At 58.0% G+C, this 25,213-nt stretch carries 25 protein-coding genes and 3 pseudogenes; 18 read left to right on the top strand and 10 right to left on the bottom strand.

What is annotated here, in order from left to right:
• Positions 1-32 precede the first annotated feature (32 nt).
• Positions 33-329: a YciI family protein gene (locus tag CPter91_RS13375; protein WP_061941105.1), complete on the bottom strand. Its 297-nt coding sequence runs from the start codon at positions 327-329 to the stop codon at positions 33-35.
• A gap of 26 nt (positions 330-355) precedes the next feature.
• Positions 356-925 carry a flavodoxin family protein gene (locus tag CPter91_RS13370; RefSeq protein ID WP_061941103.1) on the bottom strand — a complete coding sequence of 190 codons (570 nt, stop codon included), beginning with the start codon at positions 923-925 and terminating at the stop codon, positions 356-358.
• 107 nt (positions 926-1,032) lie between these two features.
• On the opposite strand from CPter91_RS13370, the gene CPter91_RS13365 reads away from it, so the two are divergent.
• The 7 genes and pseudogenes from CPter91_RS13365 (at position 1,033) to CPter91_RS13345 (ending at position 8,039) form a co-directional block, all read left to right on the top strand.
• The gene (locus tag CPter91_RS13365) at positions 1,033-2,001 is read left to right on the top strand and encodes a LysR family transcriptional regulator (protein WP_205631603.1); all 969 of its coding nucleotides are present in this window, start codon (positions 1,033-1,035) and stop codon (positions 1,999-2,001) included.
• Between the two features lie 271 nt (positions 2,002-2,272).
• Positions 2,273-3,010, top strand: coding sequence for an SDR family oxidoreductase (locus CPter91_RS13360; protein WP_061941100.1), 738 nt, complete (start codon positions 2,273-2,275; stop codon positions 3,008-3,010).
• Positions 3,011-3,200: 190 nt separating this feature from the next.
• Entirely contained in the window at positions 3,201-4,166 is a 966-nt protein-coding gene (locus CPter91_RS13355) for an NAD(P)-dependent alcohol dehydrogenase (protein WP_082792823.1), read from the top strand.
• Positions 4,073-4,318, top strand: a pseudogene (locus CPter91_RS27345) (TolC family protein); the annotation flags it as partial. The gene CPter91_RS13355 and the pseudogene CPter91_RS27345, both read left to right, overlap by 94 nt.
• Before the next feature lie 34 nt (positions 4,319-4,352).
• Positions 4,353-4,460: pseudogene (locus tag CPter91_RS25710) on the top strand (LysR family transcriptional regulator); the annotation flags it as partial.
• Positions 4,461-4,636: 176 nt separating this feature from the next.
• Positions 4,637-4,870, top strand: coding sequence for a hypothetical protein (locus tag CPter91_RS13350; protein WP_061941098.1), 234 nt, complete (start codon positions 4,637-4,639; stop codon positions 4,868-4,870).
• A gap of 172 nt (positions 4,871-5,042) precedes the next feature.
• Entirely contained in the window at positions 5,043-8,039 is a 2,997-nt protein-coding gene (locus CPter91_RS13345) for a sensor histidine kinase (protein ID WP_061941097.1), read from the top strand.
• 16 nt (positions 8,040-8,055) lie between these two features.
• On the opposite strand, the gene CPter91_RS13340 is transcribed toward CPter91_RS13345, so the two are convergent.
• Complete coding sequence (locus tag CPter91_RS13340) at positions 8,056-8,688, bottom strand: response regulator (RefSeq protein ID WP_061941095.1); 633 nt, start codon at positions 8,686-8,688, stop codon at positions 8,056-8,058.
• Here CPter91_RS13340 and CPter91_RS26960 point away from each other — a divergent pair.
• From CPter91_RS26960 to CPter91_RS13330, 3 genes and pseudogenes are all read left to right on the top strand, one after another.
• On the top strand, positions 8,687-9,130 hold the full coding sequence (locus tag CPter91_RS26960) for a hypothetical protein (RefSeq protein WP_167595168.1): 444 nt from the start codon (positions 8,687-8,689) through the stop codon (positions 9,128-9,130). The two genes, CPter91_RS13340 and CPter91_RS26960, sit on opposite strands and share 2 nt — an antisense overlap.
• Positions 9,127-9,201, top strand: a pseudogene (locus tag CPter91_RS26505) (hypothetical protein); the annotation flags it as partial. The gene CPter91_RS26960 and the pseudogene CPter91_RS26505, both read left to right, overlap by 4 nt.
• Before the next feature lie 680 nt (positions 9,202-9,881).
• Positions 9,882-10,793, top strand: coding sequence for an amino acid ABC transporter substrate-binding protein (locus CPter91_RS13330; RefSeq protein ID WP_061941092.1), 912 nt, complete (start codon positions 9,882-9,884; stop codon positions 10,791-10,793).
• Positions 10,794-10,893: 100 nt separating this feature from the next.
• On the opposite strand, the gene CPter91_RS13325 is transcribed toward CPter91_RS13330, so the two are convergent.
• From CPter91_RS13325 to CPter91_RS13310, 4 genes are all read right to left on the bottom strand, one after another.
• Positions 10,894-11,253 carry a hypothetical protein gene (locus CPter91_RS13325; RefSeq protein ID WP_061941090.1) on the bottom strand — a complete coding sequence of 120 codons (360 nt, stop codon included), beginning with the start codon at positions 11,251-11,253 and terminating at the stop codon, positions 10,894-10,896.
• 91 nt (positions 11,254-11,344) lie between these two features.
• Positions 11,345-11,752: a roadblock/LC7 domain-containing protein gene (locus tag CPter91_RS13320; protein ID WP_061941088.1), complete on the bottom strand. Its 408-nt coding sequence runs from the start codon at positions 11,750-11,752 to the stop codon at positions 11,345-11,347.
• 6 nt (positions 11,753-11,758) lie between these two features.
• Positions 11,759-12,154: a GTPase gene (locus CPter91_RS13315; RefSeq protein ID WP_236905808.1), complete on the bottom strand. Its 396-nt coding sequence runs from the start codon at positions 12,152-12,154 to the stop codon at positions 11,759-11,761.
• 127 nt (positions 12,155-12,281) lie between these two features.
• On the bottom strand, positions 12,282-12,977 hold the full coding sequence (locus CPter91_RS13310; RefSeq protein ID WP_150119689.1) for a hypothetical protein: 696 nt from the start codon (positions 12,975-12,977) through the stop codon (positions 12,282-12,284).
• Positions 12,978-13,122: 145 nt separating this feature from the next.
• Here CPter91_RS13310 and CPter91_RS26500 point away from each other — a divergent pair, with 145 nt between their 5' ends.
• The 4 genes from CPter91_RS26500 to CPter91_RS13295 all read left to right on the top strand — a co-directional run bounded on the left by CPter91_RS26500 (position 13,123) and on the right by CPter91_RS13295 (position 17,275).
• Complete coding sequence (locus tag CPter91_RS26500; protein WP_150119688.1) at positions 13,123-13,305, top strand: hypothetical protein; 183 nt, start codon at positions 13,123-13,125, stop codon at positions 13,303-13,305.
• Between the two features lie 209 nt (positions 13,306-13,514).
• Positions 13,515-13,958, top strand: a complete 444-nt coding sequence (locus tag CPter91_RS26495) for a hypothetical protein (RefSeq protein WP_150119687.1) — start codon at positions 13,515-13,517, stop codon at positions 13,956-13,958.
• 242 nt (positions 13,959-14,200) lie between these two features.
• A complete protein-coding gene (locus tag CPter91_RS13300; protein WP_061941080.1) occupies positions 14,201-16,438 on the top strand; it encodes a LamG-like jellyroll fold domain-containing protein in 2,238 nt (745 codons plus the stop codon).
• Positions 16,439-16,549: 111 nt separating this feature from the next.
• Positions 16,550-17,275, top strand: coding sequence for a hypothetical protein (locus tag CPter91_RS13295; RefSeq protein ID WP_061941078.1), 726 nt, complete (start codon positions 16,550-16,552; stop codon positions 17,273-17,275).
• A 54-nt stretch (positions 17,276-17,329) separates the two neighbouring features.
• On the opposite strand, the gene CPter91_RS13290 is transcribed toward CPter91_RS13295, so the two are convergent.
• The 3 genes from CPter91_RS13290 to CPter91_RS13280 form a co-directional block, all read right to left on the bottom strand.
• A complete protein-coding gene (locus CPter91_RS13290; RefSeq protein ID WP_082792822.1) occupies positions 17,330-17,719 on the bottom strand; it encodes a VOC family protein in 390 nt (129 codons plus the stop codon).
• 95 nt (positions 17,720-17,814) lie between these two features.
• Positions 17,815-19,227: a cardiolipin synthase gene (gene cls, locus CPter91_RS13285; RefSeq protein WP_061946204.1), complete on the bottom strand. Its 1,413-nt coding sequence runs from the start codon at positions 19,225-19,227 to the stop codon at positions 17,815-17,817.
• A gap of 73 nt (positions 19,228-19,300) precedes the next feature.
• Positions 19,301-19,933, bottom strand: a complete 633-nt coding sequence (locus CPter91_RS13280) for a LysE family translocator (protein ID WP_061941076.1) — start codon at positions 19,931-19,933, stop codon at positions 19,301-19,303.
• A 164-nt stretch (positions 19,934-20,097) separates the two neighbouring features.
• Here CPter91_RS13280 and CPter91_RS13275 point away from each other — a divergent pair, with 164 nt between their 5' ends.
• The 4 genes from CPter91_RS13275 (at position 20,098) to CPter91_RS13260 (ending at position 25,139) form a co-directional block, all read left to right on the top strand.
• Positions 20,098-20,958 carry a fumarylacetoacetate hydrolase family protein gene (locus tag CPter91_RS13275; protein ID WP_061941074.1) on the top strand — a complete coding sequence of 287 codons (861 nt, stop codon included), beginning with the start codon at positions 20,098-20,100 and terminating at the stop codon, positions 20,956-20,958.
• Between the two features lie 109 nt (positions 20,959-21,067).
• Positions 21,068-22,432: a glutathione-disulfide reductase gene (gene gorA / locus CPter91_RS13270; RefSeq protein WP_061941072.1), complete on the top strand. Its 1,365-nt coding sequence runs from the start codon at positions 21,068-21,070 to the stop codon at positions 22,430-22,432.
• Between the two features lie 196 nt (positions 22,433-22,628).
• Positions 22,629-24,308, top strand: coding sequence for an acid phosphatase (locus CPter91_RS13265; protein WP_061941070.1), 1,680 nt, complete (start codon positions 22,629-22,631; stop codon positions 24,306-24,308).
• 165 nt (positions 24,309-24,473) lie between these two features.
• Entirely contained in the window at positions 24,474-25,139 is a 666-nt protein-coding gene (locus CPter91_RS13260; protein ID WP_061946202.1) for an MgtC/SapB family protein, read from the top strand.
• Positions 25,140-25,213 lie beyond the last annotated feature (74 nt).

Raw genomic sequence — 25,213 nt, 5'->3', positions numbered from 1 at the left:
TTTGGAGGGGTGCTCACTGTGGCCTGGAAATTTCAGGCATTGCCAGGCGCAAAGAGCGCTTCCCAGTGGAACGCGCCAAGCGGGATGACGTCCCAGCCAATGAGCCCGGCCTTGGCCAGCGGAAATTCGCCTAAGACTTGTCTCGCGGCTTCAACCGATTCGCACTCGGCGATGATGACGACGCCGGGGCGATCCTGGCGAAAATAGATGTCGCGCACGATACCGTCCTTGTAGAGCTGCCAGGTATGACGGAGTTCGTCCAGCATATGTGGTTGGTATTTTTCCAGGCTGGCGCCTGGCTGTGGGATGTCGAGGCAAAGCAGTTTCATATGAGGCTCCTTGGTCAAAAAATGGGTCAAACGGCTTGAAGTCGGCGCACCGTCTCCGCCGCGCGCTGCCCAAGGTAGGCAGCGGTGTCGAGGTCGCTCTTGATGGGGGTGTCATCCGGTCCCTGGTCGCCGTTGGATTGCGCCATCGCGCCCAACCAGCTGCCCAGGCGATTGAGGTCGTGCACGCTGCCACGGCTGCTGTCGTTGCCGGGCATCAGATCGAGTCCGACCCACAACATGCCGTGCTGGGCCGCAAACAGCGCCATCGAGATCAGCGAATGCAGCTTGTCGCCGTTTTGCGCGCCCGAATTGGTGAAACCGGCGGCCACCTTGTCGCGCCATTTCATCTCGCTCCAGGCCGGCTTGGTCGAGTCTTCGCAAAACTGCTTGAAGCGTGCACTGGGAGCACCGTTGTACGTCGGCGAACCGAAGACGATGGCATCGCTGGCCTCAAGTACTTCCCAGGGGATAGCGCCTTCCGCCACGGGAATCAGTCGTGCCTCGGCGTCTGCCACCCGGCGCACGCCCTCGGCTACGCTTTGCGCCTGCCTGGCGGTATGGCCCCAGCCGCTGTCGTAAACAATTGCAATCAGCATGTAGTTTTCCCGTTCAAAATTTTTGGTTTGTCGCCCTGGGTTCCCGCTGCAGCAAGTAAACGTATGATAAAGTGGAAAAATACGATCCAATGTAGAAAGATATTCCAATGACGAAGGAACTGGATTCCCCAATAGCTTTGATGAGCGCGGCTCCCGAGCGGCAGGAACGTTTCGATGGGGTCACTGTGTTTCTGGAGGTAGTACGCTTGGGCGGCTTCACAAGCGCGGCGGAGCACCTGGGCCTGACGCGCTCGGCGGTAGGCAAGGCGATGGCCCGACTGGAGGCGCGTTTGGCTACCCGGCTGTTCCATCGCACGACGCGGGTACAGAGTCTGACCGACGATGGCCAGATCTACTACGAGCACTGCGCTCGAGCGCAGGCAGAGCTGCAAGCGGCGGAGGCGCAGATGGCGTCCGGCCGGCACGAAATGACGGGGCGGCTACGCGTTTCCATGCCCGTGCTGTTCGGTCGCCACTGCATCGCACCCATCTTGTTGAATCTGGCGCAGCAGCATCCATCGCTTGACCTGCATTTGAGTTTCAGCGACCGTACTGTGGACGTGCTGGCTGAAGGTTTTGATCTCGCCATCCGCAGCGGCTTACTGGGGACCGAGAGCGAAGGCCTGCGGGCGCGCAAGCTGGGGGTGCAGCGCAAGCGGGTGTGCGCCTCGCCGGCTTACCTGGCTGCACATGGACGCCCGCTGAGCACGACCGAGCTGGCCGCACACAGCATCCTGCTTTACCGGCGTGCCGACCGCGTCAACGTCTGGCAGTTGCCCGATGCAACCGGCCGCATTGTGAACACGCCGCTGAACTCCCGCCTGCAACTAGATGATCTGGAGGCCATTGCGGACGCAGCCACGGCTGGCCTGGGCCTCGCCTGGCTGCCCGAATGGCTAGTCCGGGAGCGCCTGCGCACGGGGCAGCTGGTCAGCGTGCTGGACGACCAGCCCGGCGGCACGGTGGACTGTTACGCGCTCTGGCCTAGCGTGGCTCACATGCCGTTGCGCTTGCGGCTGGCAGTGGACGCCCTGATTGAACAACTGCCGAAAAGCATGGATCCAATCGTCGACTAAACGCAAAAACCGCGCCGCGTCAACGGGCAGCTGTCTGCCCGGCCGCCGGTGTGGGGCATTGTCAATGGGAGGCGTTTACGCTATAAAGCCACTGTCGAAAGAGCGCAGACCAGATGGTAGCCCGGTCGCCGTCCAACAGGGCGGCAGCTTTCCCCTTACAGGGTATCCGCGACACCTGCGCCGGCTTGCCGGTCGTTTAGGTGTGCCCGCTGGATTCCCTTAGTCTTTCGTCGGCACACCTTCTCATTTTTCCATCAAGAAGGGACGTCGCATGAACCTGACGACAAGCACCATTCTTATTACGGGCGGCGGTGCCGGCATCGGCTTGGCACTGGCAAGGCAACTTTCCGAGCGCGGCAATCGTGTCATCGTCTGTGGGCGCAGCGAGGAAGCGCTGCTGAAAGCGCAAGCCCAGCTGCCACACGTAGTCACCCGCGTCTGCGATATCACTGATCAAGCAAGCCGCCAGTCCATGGTGAACTGGCTGAACACCGAACATCCCGGACTCGCCATGGTCATCAACAACGCGGGCGTGCAATACCGCCGGTTATTCACGGATATGAACGCGTTGGAGTACCTCGAGCAAGAGGTCGCTACCAATTTCACCGCGCCGGTGCGGCTCATCGGCGAGTTATTGCCATTGCTGAAGCGACAATCCCAGGCTGCGATCATTAACGTCACCTCTGCCCTGGCATTCGCGCCAATGGCCGATGTTCCCGTCTACTGCGCGACCAAAGCAGCTATGCACTCCTTCACGCTCACCCTGCGTCACCAGCTCAAAGCGACGGGCGTCCGGGTTGTGGAAATGGCGCCGCCCATCGTTGACACTGGACTGGGCGGCGGAACCAGGAGCGGAGGCGCCGCCGGACAGCAGATGATGTCCGCCGACGAGTTCGCTATCGACGCCCTTATCCAGTTAGAAAACGATCAGGACGAAGTGCTGGTCGGCTTGTCTGTGGGCGCGCGCAAGATGGGCGAAGCCTTGTTTGAGCGCATGAATGGGGCTTGACGACCTTGCCCTGTGCGGAGACAGAGGCGACTGATCAATGGTGACAGAATCTGTCACCATGGCGAATTACACTAAGTCTTCTGACACAACCGACACAAGGGAAGAGGACCAACATGATTACTAACGCTAAGGGCTCAGCTCAGCATACCAAGCGCTTATGCTTCGTTGAACCAAAGGGAAACGGCCCGCTATGAAACGCATCCAATATCACCAATACGGCGGCCCAGAGCTTATGCAGCTCGATGACTTCGAGTTGGCCGCGCCGGGTAAAGGCGAGGTGACAGTAAAAGTCAAATTTGCAGCCATCAACCCAATCGACTGGAAGCTGCGCAACGGCATGATGAAGATCGTTACCGGAAATGCCTTTCCCCGCGCGATGGGTATGGATTTTTCGGGGGTGGTGACCGCGATCGGTCCAGACGTAACGCGTTTTCGTCCGGGAGACGCGGTGTTCGGTCTGGCCCGTTTCAAGGAGAGCGGCGCCCTGGGCCAGGCTGTGGTGACCAAAGAAACCTTCCTGGCAAAGAAGCCAGACGAAATTTCTTTCGAGGACGCGGCTTGCATGGGGACCCCGGGAGTCACGGCATGGAACGGCTTGGTTGACAAGGCGAAACTGAAGGCCGGCCAGCTCGTCTTCGTCAATGGTTGCGCTGGTGCAGTTGGCGAAGCGGCCGTGCAGATAGCGCGCATACTCGGGGCCTCGGTTGAGGGCAGTTGCAGCGCGGGATCGATGGAACGGGCACGCTCCCTCGGCGTTCAAGCGGTCTATGACTATCGGACTACGGATTTGGGGACGCTCGCTGAGCGTTTCGACGTGGTCTACGATACGGCCGCTACAATGACTACAGCGATGGGACTACGTCTGCTGCAAAAGGACGGTGTATTCCTGGACCTTAATCCAACCCCGGGTAAGTTTATTCGTTCTATCTTTAACCGTAAACTGAAGCCGATTGTGGGTACACCAAGGCCTGACATTCTTGAGCGCGTTGCCACTGAGGCGCGAAAAGGAAAATTTCGACTGCCGATTGCCAGAATCGTAGCTCTTAATGAAGGGATCCAACTGATCAGGCCGACATACTCGGTCAGGGTGTGGATTCGCTCAGTCGAGCGAGAGGAGCTTCGTTTGCGGCATACCAGAAAGGGGTCGTCAGCCTAATCGAAGTCCTGCAAGCCGACGAGAATCTGCTACGTGCCTCCGATATGCGAGCGCAAGCGCAAACCGAATCCGCCCGCGCGGCGGTCGCGGCATTCAAGGCACTTGGCGGAGGTTGGCAACCCCAGGAATCCAAAGCGGTAGCGATCAGATAGCAAAGTACGCGCTAGCGGAGATGGCGGAGAATATATGGAACTTCGCCACCTGCGCTGCTTTGCCGCCGTCGCTGAAGAATTACACTTTGCCCGTGCGGCCGAGCGATTGTGTATCGAGCAGTCGCCGTTCACGGCTTCGATAGTTGGCGCGGTGTAAGGAATTCCGGACAGAGGATTCTCGCGTGCTCACTTCCAAATCATGATTTCCTGATACCTTCTTTCCTCCGGATTCATTAGTATTTATCTCAAAGGAATATAAATCCAGAGTTGCGTTATTGAAAACTCACCCGATTACATGGTAACAACTGAAAGTACGCAATGAAGAATGCTGACGACACGGATGAGTACATCATAAGCGCCAACAAGATGTTGGATGCCGTGATGGCCAAGCTTGAACTGAAAAACGACGCGGCACTTTCGCGTCGCCTTGAAGTGGCGCCGCCTGTCATCAGTAAAATCCGCCACGGCCGGCTGCGGGTCGGTGCATCCATTCTGATCAGTCTGCATGAAACCAGCGATTTTTCGATTGCCGAGCTGAAAAGTTTTTTTTGAGACGCAGCGGTATTTTCCAGCGGGCGGTATTGCAGTTCTGAGTGTGGAGTGTGGGGTTTCCATGGCGATGGGTATCGATCTGATGCTTCCATAGGCTTTTTTACCCTATCATGCCCATAAGGCATCCTTGGAATGGCCTCGTTTATGTCCTCAAACGGCAATAGGAGCCTGAATGAAGAGCTGGCGCGGATGTCGTCAACTGATCGTCATATTGTGGCTGATCTGCATGCCGCCGGTGGTGCTTGGCCAGCAGTTGCCCTTGCGCTATTACAGCCAGTCGGACGGTTTGGCAAATATGAGTGTTACGGCCCTGGCGCAGGAACCGGGCGGTTATCTCTGGATCGGCACGCAAAATGGACTGTTTCGCTACGACGGGGCACGGTTTCAGCGTTTTGGCTTAGGCGACAGTTTGTCCGCTCCTTTCATTACCGCGCTGCATGTCGACGGCAGCGGCCGCTTGTGGGCCGGCACCAACGACGGCTTGTACCTGTGGCAAGGACAGCGTTTCGTGCCGCTGCAATTCCAGAATGTCCAATTCACTTTCTACCAAGGGCAGACCTTTGCCACTGTCGGGCCAGATCGCCTGCTGATGCTCAGCAAAGACCGGCTGTGGCTGGTGCAATCGACGGACCACGGCCAGTCCTGGCAGGCACGCGAATTTTTCGAGGCAGGGCAGTTGTCGCCCTATCCGGAGATGCAGATCCTGTTCAGCATCCATGTCGGCGCGCGCGGAGACTTGTGGATGGGATGCGCGCGCGCGCTGTGCCATTACGACCAGGGAAAGCTGCAGGTCCTGGGCAGGAACAGCGGTTTGCCCGCCGGCGAAAATTGGCGCGCTATCCTGCATGATAGACAAGGACAGCTCTGGGTACGCGGTGAACACAAGGTTTTTGTGCTGGCGTCGGAGGGCGGCCTTTTCCAGGACCGCTCGCCAGATCAGAGCCAGCAGCAGAAAGCGCACGGAGTTCCGTTTCTGGCGACAGACGCTGCCGGCAGGATGTTCAGCCGGCAAGACGAAGGCATCCTGCGCTGGAACGGCAAGCGCTGGGAATCCTTCGGCGAGTCCAGTGGACTGATAGTCGGCGGCGGCATCAACGCCATCCTGTTTGATCGCGACGGCGGCGTCTGGCTTGGATCGACGGGGCATGGGCTGGTGCATTGGATAGGTTATCCGAACTGGGAGAACTGGACTACCAGGCAAGGCCTGCCCAGCAATGTCGTGCTGTCGTTCTTGCGCGACCGGCAAGATTTGCTGCATGTAGGCACCCGTTCTGGCGCCGCCACATTGCAGCAGGCTGGGTATTTTTCGGTTAACCCAACAACCTATGGCGGTACCTCCCACCAGTGGGGAAGCACGGCTGAAGATGCCGAAGGCAATATCTGGGCCGGCTCGCTCTCAGGACTCCTGGTACGCCGCGGGCGCGGCGCTGAAGCGGACGTCAAGGTCGCTGAGCTGCCACCGATCAACAGCATGTTTTTCGACCAGTCGGGACAACTCTGGATTGCTACCGAGATCGGCATTTACAGCATCAGGCAGCCGCAATCGAATCCGGTTCCGGTAAAAATAACGGCGTTTCCTTCCATTGGGGATATCAACGCGTCCCAGGGGTGCCAGGGCCTAGCCGGGGTGCTGTGGTTTGTCACCGACAAGGGGCTGCTGCGTTTTGACGGCGTGCAATGGCGTAAGCCACGAATCAAGCCGGCGGCGCAGGTTTTCCAGCCTAGCGCCATGGCTTGCACCCATAGCGAAATACTGTGGCTGGGCGGCGACGCAGGGCAGGTCTGGCGCGGTGTCGACCAGGGTGAGGCGGTGGACATCAGCGAGGTTACGCCGTCGCTGCTGCGGGATCGGTGGGTGGGGGCGCTGCTCGAAGACAGCCGTGGCTGGCTGTGGGTATCTACGGACGCCGGAATCGGCGTATGGAATCACAAGCAATGGCGGTTTTTCAACCAGGAGAGCGGGCTGGTATGGAACGACACTGACCTGAACGCCTTTTATGAAGACCGCGATGGCTCGATGTGGGTAGCGACCAGCGGCGGCGCCTCCCATATCCTGCGGCCGGAATCGCTGTTCGCGCCGTTGCGGCTGGATGTGCTGGTGGAAAGCATCACACGCGACGGCGCAACCGTTGCTCGCGACCAGCCAGTGCGCCTGCCGTGGAGCTCGGGCCCGCTCAATTTCAAGCTGGCCGCATTGTCTTACCAGAACCGCGAGACCCTGAATTTTCGTTACAGGATGCAAGGCCTGGAAGCTGACTGGTCGAAAACAAGCGTCCCCGAGGTGCGATATGCTGCCTTGCCTCCCGGTCGTTATCGTTTCCAAGTTGCAGCTGACAATCCTGCCATGCGGGCTTATTCGCCGACGGCAGAAGTCGAGGTTGTGATTCTGTCGCCGTGGTGGTCAACCAGGACTTTCTACGTGGTTTGCGGCTTGTTGTCACTGATGCTGCTGTACTTGATGCATCGATACCGGATCCGCAGGCTGTTCGCGCGCCAGCGGCTCAAGGAACAGCACGCGCGTCAACGCGCCTACGAACTGGAAGCGTCGCGGGAAGAAGAACGCAAGCGCCTGACGCGTGAAATCCACGATGAACTGGGACAGCATCTGTCGGCGCTGCGCATGGGGGTGTCGGTGGTGGGGCTGGAGTTCGGGGAGAATAATCCGTCGCTGCAAGGAAAAATAGAACGCATGGTGACGCTGGTGGACGGCACGATCAAGGTGGTGCGCAATGTCGTCGCATCGCTGCGTCCGTCGGCGCTGAACATGGGGATCGTGTCAGCGCTGGAGTGGCTGGCCGAAGAGTTTCGGAGTAATACCGGCATTCCGTGCAGCCTCGATGTGCGTGAAGAAAACATCGTCCTGGATGACGCGCGGGCGACCACCATTTTCCGCATCGCGCAGGAATCGTTGACCAATATCAGCCGCCATGCGCAAGCGAGCCAGGTAGAAATCAGCCTGGAAAGAAAGACGCAGCATTATCTGCTGGAGGTGCGCGACAATGGCAGGGGTTTTGACGCCAGCGTGCAAAAGAAGAAGTCGTTCGGCCTGATCGGCATCCGGGAGCGCGCGCTCATGCTCGGCGGCGAGGCTGCCATTTTCAGCGTGCCTGGCGTCGGCACCACGATCCGGGTGTCGATTCCCGTCGCCGATGCTGCGCCGACCCAATGACAGCCGGCGACAGAGGTCATTCGATAAGGTTGTAGGTAACCGCGTAGCGCACCAGCTCGGCGTTGTTCTGAAAGTTCATTTTTTGCATCAGCCGAGCCTTGTGGGTGCTGACTGTCTTGTTGCTGATCGAAAGTTCTTCGGCAACTTCGTTGACGCTTTTGCCGCGCACCAGCAGCCGCAGGATGTGGAACTCTCGATCTGACAAGAGTTCATGCGGTGGGCGCTGGTCGGAACTGCTCGATTCGAACACCATCTGTTCTGCCAGTTCAGGATCGATGAAGCGTCCTCCCGCCACTACTTTGCGGATGGCGGTCATCAGTATTTCCGGTTTGTTGTCCTTGGTCAGGTAGCCGGCGGCGCCGGCGGCCAAGGCCCGGCGTGCGATCGGCAGTTCATTGTGCATGCTGAGCACCAGGATCGGCGGATTGGATTCGTGGGCTCGGATACGCTGGATAAGGTTGACACCGCTGACGCCCGGCATGGTCATGTCCAGCAATATCAGGTCGATGCCGCCCGCCTGCAAGGCATCGAGCACTTGTCCGCCGTTGACGGCTTCCTCGACTACCGCTACCTCTTTGCCAAGGGCAAACAATTGTTTCAGCCCTTCACGCATGATCGCGTGATCGTCGGCAAGCAATACTCGTATCATGAATCCCTCAAATCATCATGGATGGAAGTGCCGGCTGCGCTTTTTGCGTCTTGAGCCGGCATTCGCGGAACCGCCATTTTTTCCGCCATTATCGCGCAGCTCCCGGCAAACAATGGTTTTCTTTTTCCCGTGTGATTTCTGCAACAGATTTTACCTCTGCTGCTGCCCTGGATTTTACTTGATACAGCGACAAGGTGCCGTTTATAGAGGCAGGGGAATCCCTACATCAAGTTCAGGATATGACGATATTTCCTTTGTGAAAGAATTGCTATTCTTGCGTCTGTCCAGCATTGCGATTTGGTTGTGTCATCAAGTTCCTTGTTTTCCAATACAAAAACACCATGGCGGCAGGTTTTGGATATCGCTTGCTTGTAAAAAAATCACCCTGGAAGAGAAGATCAGCATGGCCATGGTAAGCAAAGGTTTTACCTTGACGAATTGATGATCACGATCGCCATCATTGCGATCCTGTCTGCGATTGCCTATCCAAGTTATACCGATTATGTATTGCGCGGTTAACCGCTATCTACAAATTGCAAGCGCTTGCCGACGACCAGCAAGCGTTGGAGCGAATCGAATCGATGTTGCGCCGTACGTCTTTCATGCGTGCCAGGCTGGCGGGGGTGGATGTGAGTTCGTACCAGGACCTGGAATTTCATATTGGTGCGGAAGAACGGCGCGTCTGAGTAAGGTGCAAGAGTAAGGCAAGGGCGGTGCAGGAAGAAACGAAAATCGGCGCGTGGGGATGATATGGAAACGTTCAGGTTCAAAGATATTTGGCAATTCATACGATCGCAAAACAGTCATCTGAGAATGACCGATTTGGCGGTGGGAAGCATCCTGGGTATGTTGATGGGAGTAACACTGGCGGTTCTTATCGCGTTTCGCCCGGGCCGAGAGACGTGGAGTCTGAACCTGATTTTATTGAGTGGGTTATGTGGCGCGGGGCTGGTTGCTTTTTTTACTTACGGTGCTCTGGCCCTCGACAGGGCTAGGGAATCTTCTTCAGGGTCAAACCGACCGGGGTTGCGATAGCCTGGGCGCTGGCTACCGAAGCTTTTGTCCCTACATCAAGATCAGGATCTCCCGATATACCCCCAGCCACGCTCGGATTATCCTGAGTGCGGCGCGATGGCTGCCAGATGCGTTTTCCGGAATCTCGCATCCTTCTTTTTTTACAACGAGGCGATTCAATGCACACTGATGGTTTTCTGCGGGCGGGATGTTCTTTTTTGGGAACGATGTTGCTAAGTTCCTTGCTGTTTTCGCCGGAGGCGATTGCCGGCGCCACCTTGGCCAAAATCCGGGATACCCAGACTATCACGGTCGCCTATCGGGAAACCACGGCGCCGTTCTCATACCTTGATGCGGACAAGAAACCGATCGGCTTTACCATCGACCTGTGCTCGAAAATTATCGAAGGCATACGGCAGGAATTGAAACTGCCGCAGTTGAAAGTGGCATATCTGGCTGTGACGCCTTCCACCCGCATAAAGGCCATCACAAGCGGTCAGGCCGACCTGGAATGCGGCACAACCACCAATAACGCTGAGCGCCGCAAGCAGGTAGCGTTTACCGTCCCGCATTTTTTTGCCGGCGTGCGGATGGCGGTGCGCACGGATTCAGGTATCAAGAACTGGATAAATCTGCGCGGAAAAGAAGTCGTGACAACCAAAGGAACCACTACTGTCAAGTTGTTAAATGACAGAAACAAGGTGAGAGTACTGGCCCTGAATCTGGTTGACGGGAACGATCACGCCGAATCGTTCAGCATGCTGGAAAAGGGGCAGGTCGCTGCGTTCGTGATGGACGACGTTATCCTGTACGGCCTTCGCGCGAACATGACGCACCCCGAAGAATTCGCGATCGTCGGCGATGCGCTGTCGGTGGAACCATACGCTATCATGCTGACCAAAGACGATGCGGAATTCAAGGCATCGGTTGACCGGCAAATGGCGGACATGCAGAACGACGGCGATTTCCGGAAGATCTACAGCAAATGGTTCATGAATCCGATTCCGCCGCGGGGCAAGAGCATGAACATGCCGATGGGATACCTGCTGCGGGACTCGATTCTTTACCCCACCGATAAAATCGGCGATTGAGCCAGTTTCATCTGAGGCGAGGACGTTTTTGTTGCGTCCCGACCTCGGATTGTTGTCCGCCTGTCTCAGGTTCGGCGCCAGGCGCGTCAGTTACGCATGGTTATATCTCCAGCGCTTGTTCTACTTCCAGTACTTTGCGGCGCGCCAGCGCCAGGTTGGACCTGTTTTTGTCGAGGACGACGTAAATGAACAGGCCTTCGTACTTCTCTATCGGTCGCAGGATATGGTATTGCTTGCCGAGGGTGATCAGGATATCTTCGATCACGTCATTCAGGCCAAGGCTTTTGATGGTTTTCATCTTGGCGCGCACCACCTCTGTATTGCCGGCGGCCGCCAGCTCCAGATCGACGCCGGAACCGCCGGACCCCAGGACCATCCCGCTGTTGCTATCGACGATTGCTGCTGCCAGCGCGCCGTCGATTTTCAGTAATGTGTCAACGATGACATTGATGTTGCTCATGCTTTTTTCCCCTGTTTATATGGATAGTGGCGTTGGATGGAACAGAAACATCACCGCCGGCCGACCAACTTCGGTGATGGATGAAACGGGATCATTGACCCAGGTTTAGCTGCTGGATGAAATTGCTGACGATCTTGTCGACCGTCCATATCGTGTGGCCCAGGATGGCGTCACGATTGACCACGACGCACAGCAGGTAGGGATGTTGATTACCGACTGGCCGGAAAATGATTTTTCCTGCCGGGGTTTCAAGCATCAGGCGATCGCAGCCATCGAAGTTCACTTCCTTACCGACCGAGCGTGCGATGGCGACCAGGGAACTGGTCATGGCAGACAGGCGCACCGCGCTGAATTTCTGTGCGGGATCGTAGATCGCGATTTCCTGCCCATCGAGCGTGGTCATGACTACGGTGGTGATGCCGTTCTGGGAGAAGCCGATCTGGTCGAATACATGATGGGCTGCGATGGATGCGGAAGCGAGATTGGTTTTGATTTTCATGTGTATTTATATTGTTGTCAGCAGCGATGAAAATATATCCAATGCATCGAGCATCTGTGATTTGTCCCGTACGTCTGCGGTGATCATCGGCACCGCCATGCCCAGCGCGCTGGTCAGTTCCGAAGCAAACCGGTTGCTTTCCTCGATGCTGACTGGGCGCGCCAACAGCAACATGCATGGCATGGTTTCGGAAACGGAAAAGATGGTGCGCACATATTGCTCCACCGTGTGGATTGCATCCGCGTCATTGGCGTCGATCATGATGATGACGCCGATGGCCATGGATAGCAGCCAGCCGCGCATGAAGTCGAAACGGTCTTGTCCCGGGCTGCCGTAGATATGCAGCTGCTCGCCGCCATCCAGGTCGACGACGCCGAAGTCGGCGCCCACGGTCGTGCTCATTTTTTCTGACGATGCAGGGTCCATGTTGGGAACATCGCAATCGACCATCAGGTCTCCGCACAGCGTGCGGATGGCCGTCGTTTTACCGATGCCCATTGGCCCAGAAGAACGATTCGGAGTATGCACACTATCGGGTTATCTCCAGCTCTTGGGAACGGGTCCGACCCAGCCACTGGGTGATTTTCTTGACAAAAAATCCGACGCCGCTTTCCTTCTGCTCGGGGTAAAGCTTCTGTGCGAGTTCCTGGGGGACCGGTAGTTTGCTTAGTTCGACCAGCACATCATTCCTCCTCAGTTCGTCAAGAAACAGATAGGCATCGCGTTCCGACAAGCCGCCATATACAAGGAGCCACTGCCAGTCGATGGCTTGCTTGGTCATGACCGCAAGGATTTTCTGAAAATTGACCGTTGAAAAATCATGCTCCAGGCTGATCCACCTGGAGATGCGATAGGTACTTTGGAATAGCGGGTCGGAGCTATTATCCGGGCCGACTTTATCTGGCTTCATGTCGAGTATCCGCAAGGCCGCCCGGTCCAATACATTGATCAGGTCCGGCAGGCGGAAGTTGGCCGGCAATATCATGTCCCCCTTGGCGGAATGGTGATCGGGAGAAGCCGAGACCCAGATGCGGATGCAGTTGGACGGCAGCGCCTCCCGCGGATTGAAGACAGACGGATCGAGCAGCGCCACCGAGGCAAACCCTGGAGCGGACGGCAGCCAGCGGAATATGGTCTTTTCATCCGCTATCTGCATCAGGAGCTCGTACCGCAGCAGTTCTTTTTCAGCGAGATGTTTGACGGAAATAAAGGCGGTCTTACGCATCGCGGCAACCATATCGATGGGCGGAATTCCAGGCGAATGTCAGAGTATTTTCTATTGGCGGATGCGGCATGGTTTTCCCCTTGAATATGCGCTAGATCGTTAACGCCGGTTTTCTGCCGGGACGGTGTCGTGCAAGACCTGCCCTTTGATCGGTGAACTTGCCGCTAGAGTAAGCAATGTGCAAGGGCAGGAATATCAGGGGATCATGATATTTGTGCGGGATCCAGGAAGTGCATTGTCAGGAATGCCTTACATCAGCCTTGAATCCGTAATTGCAATGGAGATAGGTTGGCAAAAATATTTACTGTTCGTGGCTGTGTTTGTTTAATCCATCGTCGTGGACGACTCGAGGATTGAAGGAAATCCCTACTATGAATTCAGGATTACCTGATTGAAATATTTTTTTGCGTCGCTCACTATCGGCGCTGGAAAACCATCCTAGGCCGCAGGTATTCCGAGCAGGCATGTTCAGTTTGTCAACGGACAGTGCACCTTGCGAATTGTCACGTTTTTGTCAGGATTGATGGAGCGGATAACATGGCACAGAAAATTTCAGATACAGACGCCCTGTTGCTGGCGCAAGAATTACGTTCTTTCGACCTGGATGAAACGACCAGCGCTGCGCGATTCATAGAGAGTCTGACTTTCGATGCCGTTTTTCGGGAAGAGTGGGAACGAATTTGCGGCAGCCTGCATCAACTGCATTTTTACGACCGGCTGGCCGACGACATTTTTGAAGCGCTGGAAAAACCTGGAACTCTGGAAAATTCCGTGCGGCTGAAGGTAGATCAACTGCTTCAGGAAATTGAAGCGCGATATACGAGCCTGCTTGGCGAAATTCATGCACACCGCAAATGGATATACAAGTACATGGCTTCCGTGAAGCGGGAAGTGCCAGTTACAAAAATTGGACAGTCTACGCTTGATGGCCGCGAGTCACGACGTCTTGGAAATCCAGAGACGCGATTTCGGCGTCATTAAAATCAAAGCGAACGTCTATTTTTTTGCTGTCCGTAAAACACCTGGGTGTGGCAGAAAGCCAGCCGAGAAGTTTCAGCAGGTGACATATTGCAGCAAGACAGGCATTCAATTTTCAAATTGATTTTCAAGATATATTAAAAGGTCAGAGCGTGAATAAGCCCGGGGTCGATGACAGCGATAAATATCAACCAACACTTCCTGATGCAAGCGATATCTTCGGCGATGAGTGGCATGCCAATGGCATGACGCGTCGCAATTTCATATCCAGTCTTGGTGCATTGTTCCTGGCGGGCTGTGGCGGCGGCGATATGGCGCCCGCGAGTGCCAGTGATGGTTCGCCGGCTACTGCAGCCCTCCCTGTGCAGACACCAGCACTTACTTCCGTGCCGACATCGGCGCCACTTCCGGCGCCTACTCCAACGCCACCTGAAACGACGCCCCCTCCTCCAAATAACACGTTTGTTCATCCTGGCTTGCTGCACACGCAAGCTGATTTTGACCGCATGAGCCAGAAAGTAAAGGCGAACGCGGCGCCGTGGGTCGACGGCTGGAATGTACTGATCGCCAACAGCCATGCCAGGCTGAGTTACATGCCTCGTCCGCAAGTGGCGATTTATCGCGGCAGCGACGGCGTGCATGCGGAGAACTACGCGCTTCTCTATAACGACATTGCCGCCACCTATGCTTGCGCGCTGCGCTGGAAAATTTCGGGCGATACCACCTATGCCGACAAGGCGGTGGCAATCCTGAACGCCTGGTCGTCGACGCTGACGCTATTGGGCGGTAATTCGAATGTCGACCTGGCCGCCGGTCTCTACGGCTACGAATTCGCCAATGCAGCCGAAATCATGCGTTCCTACAGCGGCTGGGCCGCCACGGATCTTGCCAGTTTTCAGAACATGATACGGACCGTTTTTTACCCCATCAACCATGATTTCCTGATTCGCCACAACGGCACCGAGGTGACTCACTACTGGGCCAACTGGGATTTGTGCAATATGGCTTCGATCATGGCCATCGGCGTGCTATGCGACGACCGCGCCATGTTTAACGAAGCGGTCGACTATTTCAAGAACGGCGCGGGCAACGGCGCCGTTTCGCAGGCCGTCTATTACATGCATCCCGGCTACCTGGGGCAATGGCAGGAAACCGGCCGCGACCAGGGACACAACACGTTGGGCATCGCACTGATGGGGCCGATCTGCGAGATGGCCTGGAACCAGGGAGTCGATCTGTACGGCTATGACAATAACCGTTTCCTTGCCGGCGCCGAGTACGTTGCCAAGGCCAATCTGATCGAATCCGGCAATGCGTTTTATACCGTGCCCTATGTCACTTACAATAATGTCGACCATGTCAACCAGACTGCCTTTGCAACCGGCGGGCAAGGCGACGTGCGGCCTGGATGGGCGTTGGTCTATAACCATTACGTCAACCGTAAAGGATTGGCTGCACCGTATTCCAAGAAATTCGCGGCGCAGATCCAGCCGGAAGGCGGTGGTGGTAATTACGGACCGAACAGCGGTGGCTACGATCAATTGGGTTATGGCACGCTGACCTGCACGCGCGACCCGATTGCAAGCGGCGCGGCGCCGAGCGGCTTGACCGCGATTGCGAGCCAGGGACAGGTAGTGCTGTCGTGGTGGGGCAGTGCCTATGCAAGCAGCTACGACGTCAAGCGCGGCACGAATGCCGGTGGGCCCTATACAACCATCGCAACCGGCATCAATGATCTGCTGTCGTATACCGACAGTGCCGACAGTGGGCTTGCTGCCGGCACCTATTATTATGTCGTCATTTCGCAGACGCCGTCCGGCGCCAGCCTGGCCTCGAACGAGACGAGCGCGACTACGGCGGTGCAATTATTGGCTTACCTGGCGCTGGATGACGGCAACGGCCTCACGGCCACGGATTCCAGCGGCAAGGGGCATGCCGGGATGCTGGTCAATGGTGCAAGCTGGGCCGGCGGCAAGAAGGGTGGGGCGTTGTCGCTGAACGGCAGCGACGGTTACGTCAGCCTGCCTGCCGATATCGTGAGCGATGTGGCTGATATCACGGTCGCCGCCTGGGTGTTCTGGAAAGCATCCAGTAAATGGGCGCGCATCTTCGATTTCGGTTCCGGCAGCGGCCACTACATGATGTTGACTGCCCGTGGCGATACCGGATTCCCACGCTTTGCGATAACGGTCAATGGCGCTTACGGTGAGCATGCAATCGACGGCAACGCTGCACTGTCGGTCGGGCAATGGGTCCATGTCGCCGTCACCCTGTCCGGCAAAACCGGAACCTTGTACCTGGACGGCAATCCGGTAGGCAGCAATCCTGCGATGGTCCTGGCGCCGTTCCGCCTGGGTGGCACCAGCCAGAACTGGATCGGCAGGTCGCAGTATGCCGCCGATCCGTACTTCAACGGCCTGATAGACGAATTCCGCATCTATCGCGGGGCTTTAAGCGCAGCGCAGATCGCTGCTTTGATGTGAGGTTCAGATTGTCGTTATGTGGTTTTCTAGTATCTGGCGGCAGTCATTTACCGATTGGAATTTTTCCCGCAGAATGTAGATTTCAGAAAGCTGCGATGATTGCCAGGAAATATGTTTCAGATATCAAGAATTAAAAAGATCGTCGCACGTTTGTTCTGGCTTCTGTTGTTTTCGCATGCAACCGCGGTGCATTGTGAAGATCGGTTTTATGTTATCTGGCGGGATTTTGGATTGTCTGACGCAGCACGTCTGGTCAGTCAATATTCAGGCCGTTCGATTCGCTTAGCTCCAGAAGTGCGAGGAGTAATCAATCTTGCTTCAATCGATCCGCTTTCACCAGATGAGATTTTTTTCCAGTTCCAAAAATCACTTCTGGAGCGAGGACTGAAATTGGTACGCCTTGATGGCAATGAATATCAAATAGAGGCGACAAACTCAAGAGCAATCAGCGATCAGGCCGCGATTCTGCATACCCCGGAAATTGTCGCATCAGAATCGGCGAGGACACTAGCTACGTTTGCAAAAACCACTTGCAGCCTGGAAGAGCCGGCCGGCAGGCGCCGGTATGTGGGCGCCGTATTTGCGTTCGAGAAACGCGCGCAGACAATTGCTTCGCGACTCTGTGCGGCTGGAGCCGAAGCGATCGTCCTAGCGTCGGACGATCCAAGGGATGTGGGCTTTTCAGTTGTATTGCTGTACCGGGACAGCAGAGAAGGTTATCAAACAATGATTTCTGCGGTAGAACACGCAGGATTAGCTGACCTGATTTCCACGCCGGCGTTATCTACTGAATTTTCTATACGGGAAGGTGGCGAGGATGATGTTAAAGACAAATGAAATACTGCTGCTTTTCCGTTGTCTTTGACAAAGCGTCATCCTCAAAGACTGGTTTCATGCCTTGCCAAGGTAGGTCCCCAGCCACCAGATATTGCCTTCCGGGTCGTGGATCCCGGCGCTACGGTCGCCGTAGGACTGGTCGGCCGGCGCCGAGATGCTGCTGGCGCCGGCGGCCAGCGCGCGGCTATAGCAAGCGTCAACCGAAGGTACATAGACGTGGGTCGAACAGACGACGGGATCGCGGCCGTCCGGGCGTTCTCCCAGCATGACGATAGAGTCATCGATGCGCACTTCCGCGTGTTTTACCGAACCGTCCGGCAAGGTCATCTTGTAGATCTCGACTGCGCCGAAGGTGGCCGTGAGGAAGAGCAGCATGCTTTGAACGTCCTGCACCAGCAGGTAGGGCGAGACGGCATTGTGATCGGCGGGCTTGTGGGTTGTCATGTGTTGTTCTCCAGAGAGTTCGTCGTCGGCGCGGCCAAGGATGCATAAATTCTATCAAGCTTGAAGCCAGCGAGTCACGCAGCGCCACGGCAGCTTCAGAGTAGCGGACTCAGCAGTCGCGCCACGTGGATCAGCACCCGGTACAGATAGTGCAGTCTGGCGTAATCGGCGACGTCGATTTCCCGGCCCTGTGCAAAATCGGCCTGCAGCATGGTTTCCACTTCGCCGGCAAATGTGCTGTCGATGTTCAGGGACGTGATTTCAAAATTCAGCCGCAACGAACGATTATCCAGGTTCATGCTGCCGACCGAGGCGGTGTCGTCGTCGATCAGCATTACCTTCTGATGGATGAAGCCGGGCTGGTAGCGGAATATGCGCACGCCGGCACGCACCAGCTCATGCGCATACAAGGTCGACGCCAGGAACACGGTGCGATGGTCGGCGATGGCCGGGATCAGGATGCGCACATCGACGCCGCGGAATACCGCCAGCTGCAAGGCGGCGTTGACGGCCGAGTCGGGCACCAGGTAGGGCGTGGTCAGCCACAGCCGCTGGCGGGCGGCGTGGATGGCCTGGACGAAGAACAGCGAACAGGTTTCCTGGGCGTCGGCCGGACCGGTGGCGGCGATCAGCGCGGTGGCTTGGCCGGCGGCCGGGCGCGGCGCCGACAGCTTGAGCGGCTGGCCGGTGATCCACTGCCAGTTTTCATCGAAGGCCAGCTGCAGGTCGGCCACTGCCGGTCCTTGCAACTCCATATGGGTATCGCGCCAGGGCGCCAGCGGCGGCTTGTGGCCGAGGTATTCCTCGCCGACATTGAGGCCGCCGACAAAGCCGCGCCAGCCGTCCACCACCACCACCTTGCGGTGATTACGGAAGTTGAGCTGGAAGCGGTTGCGCCAGCGGCGCGTGGCGAAACGATGGATTTCGACGCCGCCGGCGCGCAGGATGGCGCCATAGGATGGGGGCAGATCGTGGCTGCCGACGCCGTCGTACAGCACATACACGCGGACGCCGGCGGCGGCGCGCTCTAGCAGCGCCGCCTGCAGCTTGCGGCCGAGCTCGTCGTCGTGAATGATGAAAAACTGCACCAGCAGGTAGTGTTCGGCGCTGGCGATGGCGGCGAAGATCGCTTCAAAACTGGCGGCGCCGTTGACCAGCAGGCGCAGCCGATGGCCGCTGAGAAAAGGCACGCCGAGCATCTTGCTGATGGCCTGGTAGCGCTGGGCGCCGGGGTGCGGCGGATACTCCGCCGACAAGGCCAGCTGGGCCGGATCGTCCAGCTGCTGCAGGCGCGCCTGGCGCGAGTGATGCAGTTCGGCGTAGCCGGAAAAGCGCTTACTGCCGAGGAATAGATAGGGCAACAGGGTGAAATAGGGCAGCAGCACCAGGCCGAACACCCAGGCCACCGCGCCTTGCGGCGTGCGCGTATGCATCAGGGCATGGATGGCGGCGATGATGCCGGCGGCATGCAACAGCAGAACGACGGCGGAAATCAAGGCAAACGGCAAATGCGGCATTCAGGCAACTCCGGATTTGTAGGGCAGCTTGCATATTAGCCAATATTCAGTATGTGCGGCGCTCTTATTTTTTTGCCTGCAGCGCGATCCGTACCGCCAGGCCGGCCAGCACCGTGCCCATCAGCCAGCGCTGGATCAGCAGCCAGCTCGGCCGGCTGCCAAGGAAGCCGGCAATGCTGCCGGCCGCCAGCGTCACTGCCGAATTGACCGTGATGCTGATCAGGATCTGCACCACGCCCAGTCCCAGCGACTGCACCAGGATGCTGGCGCCGTTGGGATCGATGAATTGCGGCATCAGCGCCAGGTACATCAAGGCCACCTTGGGATTGAGCAGGTTGGTGAACAAACCCATGAAGAACAGTTTGCGGTTACTGTCCACAGGCAGGTCGCGCACTGCGAAAGGCGAGCGGCCGCCCGGCTTGACCGCTTGCCATGCCAGGTAGAGCAGGTAGGCAGCGCCGCCGAAACGCAGGATATCGTAAGCCAGCGGCACCGCAAACAGCAGGGCAGTGATGCCGAAGGCGGCGCACAGCATGTAGAACACGAATCCGGTGGCGACGCCGGCCAGCGAAATGAAGCCGGCTTTCGGCCCCTGGCAGATCGAGCGCGAAATCAGGTAGATCATGTTGGGACCTGGCATCAGCACCATGCCGAAGGCGACCAGCGCAAAACCCAGCAGTAAATTAAGATTCGGCATAGATGATTTGAGGTGAGGTGGAGTGAGGCCGCTGCGGCCAGGCCCCGTATTCTGACCTAAAACATGCGTCTCTGCATAGCCGGCGCCGATGGCATTGGTCTCGGTCTTGCCGGTTTAATAGTATGATCGTTTAGTCAAGCCACAAAAACAAAAGGAAGCAACAGATGAAGCTATTACGAGTAGGCCCCAAGGGCCAGGAAAAGCCGGCCATGCTGGATGCCGGCGGCAAGCTGCGCGATTTGTCCGGCGTGATCGCGGACATCACGGCGCAGCAGCTGACGCCGACGGGCCTGGCGCAGCTGCGCGCCATCGATGCCGCCAGCCTGCCGGAAATCAGCGCGCCCGGCCGCATCGGTGCACCGTTCAGCGGCCTCGGCAAATTCATGTGCGTCGGCCTGAACTATAGCGACCATGCCGCGGAATCAGGCTTGGCGGTGCCGGCCGAACCGGTGCTGTTCAACAAGTGGAACAGCTGTTTTGGCGGCCCCAACGATCCCATCGTGATGCCGAAGAATTCCGTCAAGACCGACTGGGAAGTCGAGCTGGGCGTGGTCATCGGCAGCAAGGCGCGCTATGTCGCGCTGGACCAGGCCTTGTCGCATGTCGCCGGCTATTGCGTGGTCAACGACGTCTCCGAACGTGAATATCAGATCGAGCGCAGCGGCACCTGGGACAAGGGCAAGGGCTGCGATACCTTCGGTCCGGTCGGCCCCTGGCTGGTGACGGCCGATGAAGTCGGCGATCCGCAAAATCTCTCGATGTGGCTGGAAGTCAACGGCAAGCGCTTTCAGAACGGCAGCACCAGGACCATGATTTTCAATATCGCGTTCCTGATCCACTACATCAGCCAGTTCACCACGCTGTACCCGGGCGACATCATTTCCACCGGCACGCCGCCGGGTGTCGGCATGGGCCAGAAGCCGCCGCTGTATCTGAAGCATGGCGACGTCGTCCGGCTCGGTATCGACGGCCTGGGCGAGCAGCAGCAGACCGTGCATGCCTGGGATGAGAGCCTGCTGGATTGAATTGATTGCGTTGATGGATTTACAGGCGGGCTGCACTTGCCGGCGTGGCATGACGTAAGATTTGCCCTTGCCTGTGGTTTCGGCCCGCTTTGCTTGAAGGAGAATGCCCATGTCTTTTGATGTCGATCTGTTCGTAATAGGAGCAGGCTCTGGCGGCGTCCGTGCCGCCCGTTTTGCCGCCGGCTTCGGCGCCCGTGTCGCCGTGGCGGAAAGCCGCTACCTGGGCGGCACCTGTGTCAACGTCGGCTGTGTGCCAAAGAAATTCCTGGTGTACGGCGCCCATTTCAGCGAGGATTTTGAGGTCGCATCCAGTTTCGGCTGGACCGCCGCCCAGCCGCGGTTCGACTGGGCCACCCTGATCGCCAACAAGAACCGCGAGATCCACCGCCTCAATGAGGTCTACCGCGGCCTGCTGCTGAACAGCGGCGTCGCCCTGCATGAAGGCCACGCCCGGCTGCTCGATGCGCACACGGTGGAGATCAACGGCCAGCGCATCAGCGCCGCCAACATCCTGATCGCTACCGGCGGCTGGCCGCAGGTGCCGGACATCCCAGGCAAGGAACATGCGATCACGTCGAATGAAGCCTTTTTCCTCAAGGAGTTGCCGCGCCGTGTGCTGGTGATTGGCGGTGGTTACATCGCGGTCGAGTTCGCTTCGATTTTCCATGGCCTCGGCGCCCAGACCAGCCTGTTGTACCGCGGCGACCTGTTCCTGCGGGGCTTCGACCAGGGCGTACGCTTGCATCTGAAGCAGGAATTCGAGAAAAAGGGCCTGGACCTGCAGTTCAATGCCGACATCGTAAGCATCGACAAGCAACCGGACGGCAGCCTGAAAGTGACGCTGAAGGACCAGCGCGTGCTGGAAACCGACTGCGTGTTTTACGCCACTGGACGGCGTCCGATGCTGGATAACCTGGGCCTGGAAAACGTCGACGTGGCGCTGGATGCCAAAGGTTTCATCAAGGTCGACAGCGAATACCGCAGTTCCGAGCCGTCGATCCTGGCCCTCGGCGACGTCATCGGCAAGGTGCAGCTGACGCCGGTGGCGCTGGCAGAGGGCATGGCAGTGGCGCGCCGCTTGTTCCGCCCTGAGGAGTATCGGCCGGTGGATTACAAACTGATTCCGACCGCGGTGTTCAGCCTGCCGAATATCGCCACGGTCGGCCTGACTGAACAGGAAGCGCGCGACGCCGGCCACAAGATCAAGTTGTTTGAAGCGCGCTTCAGGCCGATGAAGCTGAGCCTGGGCGACTACCATGAAAAGACCTTGATGAAACTGGTGGTCGATGCCGCCAGCGACAAGGTGCTCGGCTGCCACATGGTCGGGCCGGACGCCGGCGAAATCATCCAGGGCATCGCTATCGCCTTGCGCGCCGGCGCCACCAAGCGCGTATTCGACGACACCATCGGCATCCATCCGACCTCGGCGGAAGAGTTCGTGACCTTACGCACGCCGTTGCCGGAAACCCCGTAAATTTAACGATTCATCAGACTTTTCTATGGGTGCAAAAATATTGACATGTAGGGTGGGCACGCTTTTGTGCCCACGCGGATAGCGCTACAGCGTGGGCACAAAAGCGTGCCCACCCTACCTCTTATGTACGATAGTGTCCCCTTTACCCACAGAAAAGTCTGAACAGCCAATTTAACTAACATTGTGAAAATCATCCATGAATGAAAGCGACAAACCCGAATTGACGACGGAAGATGAAGCAGGCGGTTTCACACGCCGCCGTTTTCTCGGCAGCGTGGTGGCGGTCGGCGCGACCTTGGCCCTGGCCGACTGCGCCAGCGACGGCAGCCAGCAAGTGATCGATGCCAGCCAGGAAAAATTGCTGGACCAGCAGTTGCAGGCCGCGGTCAAGCATGTGGTGGTGATCTATGCGGAGAACCGCAGCTTCAATAATCTGTACGGCAATTTCCCCGGCGTGCAGCGGCCGCTGGCGCAGGCCATGCAAAGCGGGCGATACACGCAGCTGGACCGCGACGGCAAGACGCCGCTGGCGCAGTTGCCGAAGATCTGGGGCGGCCTGGTGCCGCAGGCACAGCAGGTGGACGGCCAGCGCTACGCCATCACGGAAGCGCAGATCAGCGGCTTGCCGAACGCGCCGTTCAAGCTGAGCGATGCGCAAGGCAAGCCCTTGCCGCAGGGCGTCATCACGCGCGACCTGTGGCACAAGTTTTACCAGAACCAGATGCAGATCAACGGCGGCAAGAACGACCAGTTCGTGGCCTGGGCCGATTCCGGCGGCCTCACCATGGGGCACTACGGCGAAACCGCCAGCAAGCTGCGCCTGTGGCAGCTGGCCGAGCAATACACCCTGTGCGACAATTTTTTCATGTCGGCCTTCGGCGGTTCTTACCTCAACCATATTTTCCTGATTTCCGGACAGACCCCGTTCTATCCGGATGTGTACAACAGTCCGGCACGTCATAACGTCTCAACGGTAGAGGGCGACGATCCCAAGGGTACGCGCCTGAAACTGGACGACAAGAATCCGGCTTCGGCCCTCGACGGCCCGCCTAAATTCCTGCGCGACCGCGCCATCACGCCAGACGGCTATGCGGTGAACACCATGGCGCCGCCATACCAGCCGAGTTTCGTCAAGCCGGCCAAAGGCGGCGATGCTGCCTATGCCGACGCCGGCGATCCGATGGTGCTGCCGCCGCAGACTTATCCCACCATTGGCGATCGCCTGTCTGAAAAAAATGTCAGCTGGAGCTGGTACTCCGGTGCCTGGCAAGCGGCGCTGGATGGCAAGGCCAATGACGATGCGGTGCCGAACTTCCAGTACCACCACCAGCCGTTCAATTATTTCAAGAGCTTCGCCCCGGGGACCGCAGCGCGCGAGCTGCATCTGAAGGATGGCGGCCTGGGCGACGATCCTGCCACCAACAAATTCCTGGCCGACGTCGACGCCGGGCGTTTGCCGCAGGTCAGTTTCTACAAGCCGCAGGGCAATCTCAACCTGCATGCGGGCTACGCCGATGTCGAATCCGGCGACCGCCATATCGCCAATGTCATCGCCCATCTGCAGCGCGGACCGCAGTGGCAGAACATGGTGGTGATTATCACGCACGATGAAAACGGCGGCTGGTGGGACCATGTGGCGCCGCCGAAAGGCGATCGCTGGGGCCCGGGTTCACGCATACCTGCGACCGTCATTTCGCCGCATGCGAAGAAAGGTTTTGTCGACCACACCGTGTACGATACGACCTCGATCATGCGCTTCATTACACGCGTGTATGGCTTGCGCAAGCTCGATGCCTTGGTGGCGCGCGACGTCGCCTTCCTGCAGAACCAGCAGGCGCCGCTGGGCGACCTGACCAATACTTTGAATTTGTCGTAGGGTGGGCACAACGTGCCCACGCGTGACGGTCATAAACGGAGTGTGGGCCTATGCAATGCCATAACAAGGCATGTGCGCGGAGTGAGTTCACGCGTGGGCACGCTGTGTCCACCCTACCATACATACTGTTATTGACTAAAGGAGTGAAACTTGGACCAGATAGAAATGATCATCCGGCTCTTGATAGCCGCAGCCCTCGGCAGCGTCATCGGTTTCGACCGCGAACGATTATCCTGGGCTGCCGGCCTGCGCACGCACATGCTGGTGTGCGTCGGTTCGGCGCTGGTGATGATCGTTTCCGCCTACGGTTTCCAGGAAGTGGTGGGCCGCCCCGGCTACGCGCTTGATCCGTCACGGATGGCGGCCCAGGTAGTCTCCGGCATCGGCTTCCTCGGCGCTGGCTCAATCCTGCTGCGCGGCGAAGTGATTCGCGGCCTGACGACGGCGGCCAGCCTGTGGTCGGTGGCCGCGGTCGGCCTGGCGGTGGGCGGCGGGCTGTATATCGCGGCAGCGGCGGCAACACTGATCATCCTGATTATCCTGGCCGGCCTCAAGCCGCTGGAAAAGCGTTTCTTCATCGCCCGCCAGCGGCGCGAGGTGCGCCTGGTGGTACGGCGCGGCGCCTTGACCTTCCAGATGTTCGGGCAATTGCTGGATAAAGGCACGGCGCAGATCGAGCAGTTCGTGGTCGAGCAGAACGCCAGTGATGCCGATATCGAAGAAGTCACGGTGGCCCTGCTGCGGGTGCTGCCCAGCGAGTTCGACACGATATTGCTGAAGTTGAAAGCGCTGCCAGATGTCCACGAGGTGAGCGAAATCCGCTTGCCTTAGCGCGTACCTTAGCGCTTGCCTGGAGCGGCGGCCTGCTGCCGCAATCGCAGTAATCGCATCAAGCAGGCTGGATC

The sequence above is a fragment of the Collimonas pratensis genome (genome assembly GCF_001584185.1).
Lineage (GTDB): Bacteria > Pseudomonadota > Gammaproteobacteria > Burkholderiales > Burkholderiaceae_D > Collimonas > Collimonas pratensis.
This window is presented reverse-complemented; position numbering and strand designations above follow the sequence as displayed.

What these genes read in the sequence shown, in the direction of transcription:
- CPter91_RS13375 (WP_061941105.1), bottom strand. Translation starts at nt 329, where the DNA reads ATGAAACTGCTTTGCCTCGACATCCCACAGCCAGGCGCCAGCCTGGAA.
- CPter91_RS13370 (WP_061941103.1), bottom strand. Translation starts at nt 925, where the DNA reads ATGCTGATTGCAATTGTTTACGACAGCGGCTGGGGCCATACCGCCAGG.
- CPter91_RS13365 (WP_205631603.1), top strand. Translation starts at nt 1,033, where the DNA reads ATGACGAAGGAACTGGATTCCCCAATAGCTTTGATGAGCGCGGCTCCC.
- CPter91_RS13360 (WP_061941100.1), top strand. Translation starts at nt 2,273, where the DNA reads ATGAACCTGACGACAAGCACCATTCTTATTACGGGCGGCGGTGCCGGC.
- CPter91_RS13355 (WP_082792823.1), top strand. Translation starts at nt 3,201, where the DNA reads ATGAAACGCATCCAATATCACCAATACGGCGGCCCAGAGCTTATGCAG.
- CPter91_RS13350 (WP_061941098.1), top strand. Translation starts at nt 4,637, where the DNA reads ATGAAGAATGCTGACGACACGGATGAGTACATCATAAGCGCCAACAAG.
- CPter91_RS13345 (WP_061941097.1), top strand. Translation starts at nt 5,043, where the DNA reads ATGAAGAGCTGGCGCGGATGTCGTCAACTGATCGTCATATTGTGGCTG.
- CPter91_RS26960 (WP_167595168.1), top strand. Translation starts at nt 8,687, where the DNA reads ATGAATCCCTCAAATCATCATGGATGGAAGTGCCGGCTGCGCTTTTTG.
- CPter91_RS13340 (WP_061941095.1), bottom strand. Translation starts at nt 8,688, where the DNA reads ATGATACGAGTATTGCTTGCCGACGATCACGCGATCATGCGTGAAGGG.
- CPter91_RS13330 (WP_061941092.1), top strand. Translation starts at nt 9,882, where the DNA reads ATGCACACTGATGGTTTTCTGCGGGCGGGATGTTCTTTTTTGGGAACG.
- CPter91_RS13325 (WP_061941090.1), bottom strand. Translation starts at nt 11,253, where the DNA reads ATGAGCAACATCAATGTCATCGTTGACACATTACTGAAAATCGACGGC.
- CPter91_RS13320 (WP_061941088.1), bottom strand. Translation starts at nt 11,752, where the DNA reads ATGAAAATCAAAACCAATCTCGCTTCCGCATCCATCGCAGCCCATCAT.
- CPter91_RS13315 (WP_236905808.1), bottom strand. Translation starts at nt 12,154, where the DNA reads ATGAGCACGACCGTGGGCGCCGACTTCGGCGTCGTCGACCTGGATGGC.
- CPter91_RS13310 (WP_150119689.1), bottom strand. Translation starts at nt 12,977, where the DNA reads ATGCGTAAGACCGCCTTTATTTCCGTCAAACATCTCGCTGAAAAAGAA.
- CPter91_RS26495 (WP_150119687.1), top strand. Translation starts at nt 13,515, where the DNA reads ATGGCACAGAAAATTTCAGATACAGACGCCCTGTTGCTGGCGCAAGAA.
- CPter91_RS13300 (WP_061941080.1), top strand. Translation starts at nt 14,201, where the DNA reads ATGACGCGTCGCAATTTCATATCCAGTCTTGGTGCATTGTTCCTGGCG.
- CPter91_RS13295 (WP_061941078.1), top strand. Translation starts at nt 16,550, where the DNA reads ATGTTTCAGATATCAAGAATTAAAAAGATCGTCGCACGTTTGTTCTGG.
- CPter91_RS13290 (WP_082792822.1), bottom strand. Translation starts at nt 17,719, where the DNA reads ATGACAACCCACAAGCCCGCCGATCACAATGCCGTCTCGCCCTACCTG.
- CPter91_RS13280 (WP_061941076.1), bottom strand. Translation starts at nt 19,933, where the DNA reads ATGCCGAATCTTAATTTACTGCTGGGTTTTGCGCTGGTCGCCTTCGGC.
- CPter91_RS13275 (WP_061941074.1), top strand. Translation starts at nt 20,098, where the DNA reads ATGAAGCTATTACGAGTAGGCCCCAAGGGCCAGGAAAAGCCGGCCATG.
- gorA (WP_061941072.1), top strand. Translation starts at nt 21,068, where the DNA reads ATGTCTTTTGATGTCGATCTGTTCGTAATAGGAGCAGGCTCTGGCGGC.
- CPter91_RS13265 (WP_061941070.1), top strand. Translation starts at nt 22,629, where the DNA reads ATGAATGAAAGCGACAAACCCGAATTGACGACGGAAGATGAAGCAGGC.
- CPter91_RS13260 (WP_061946202.1), top strand. Translation starts at nt 24,474, where the DNA reads ATGATCATCCGGCTCTTGATAGCCGCAGCCCTCGGCAGCGTCATCGGT.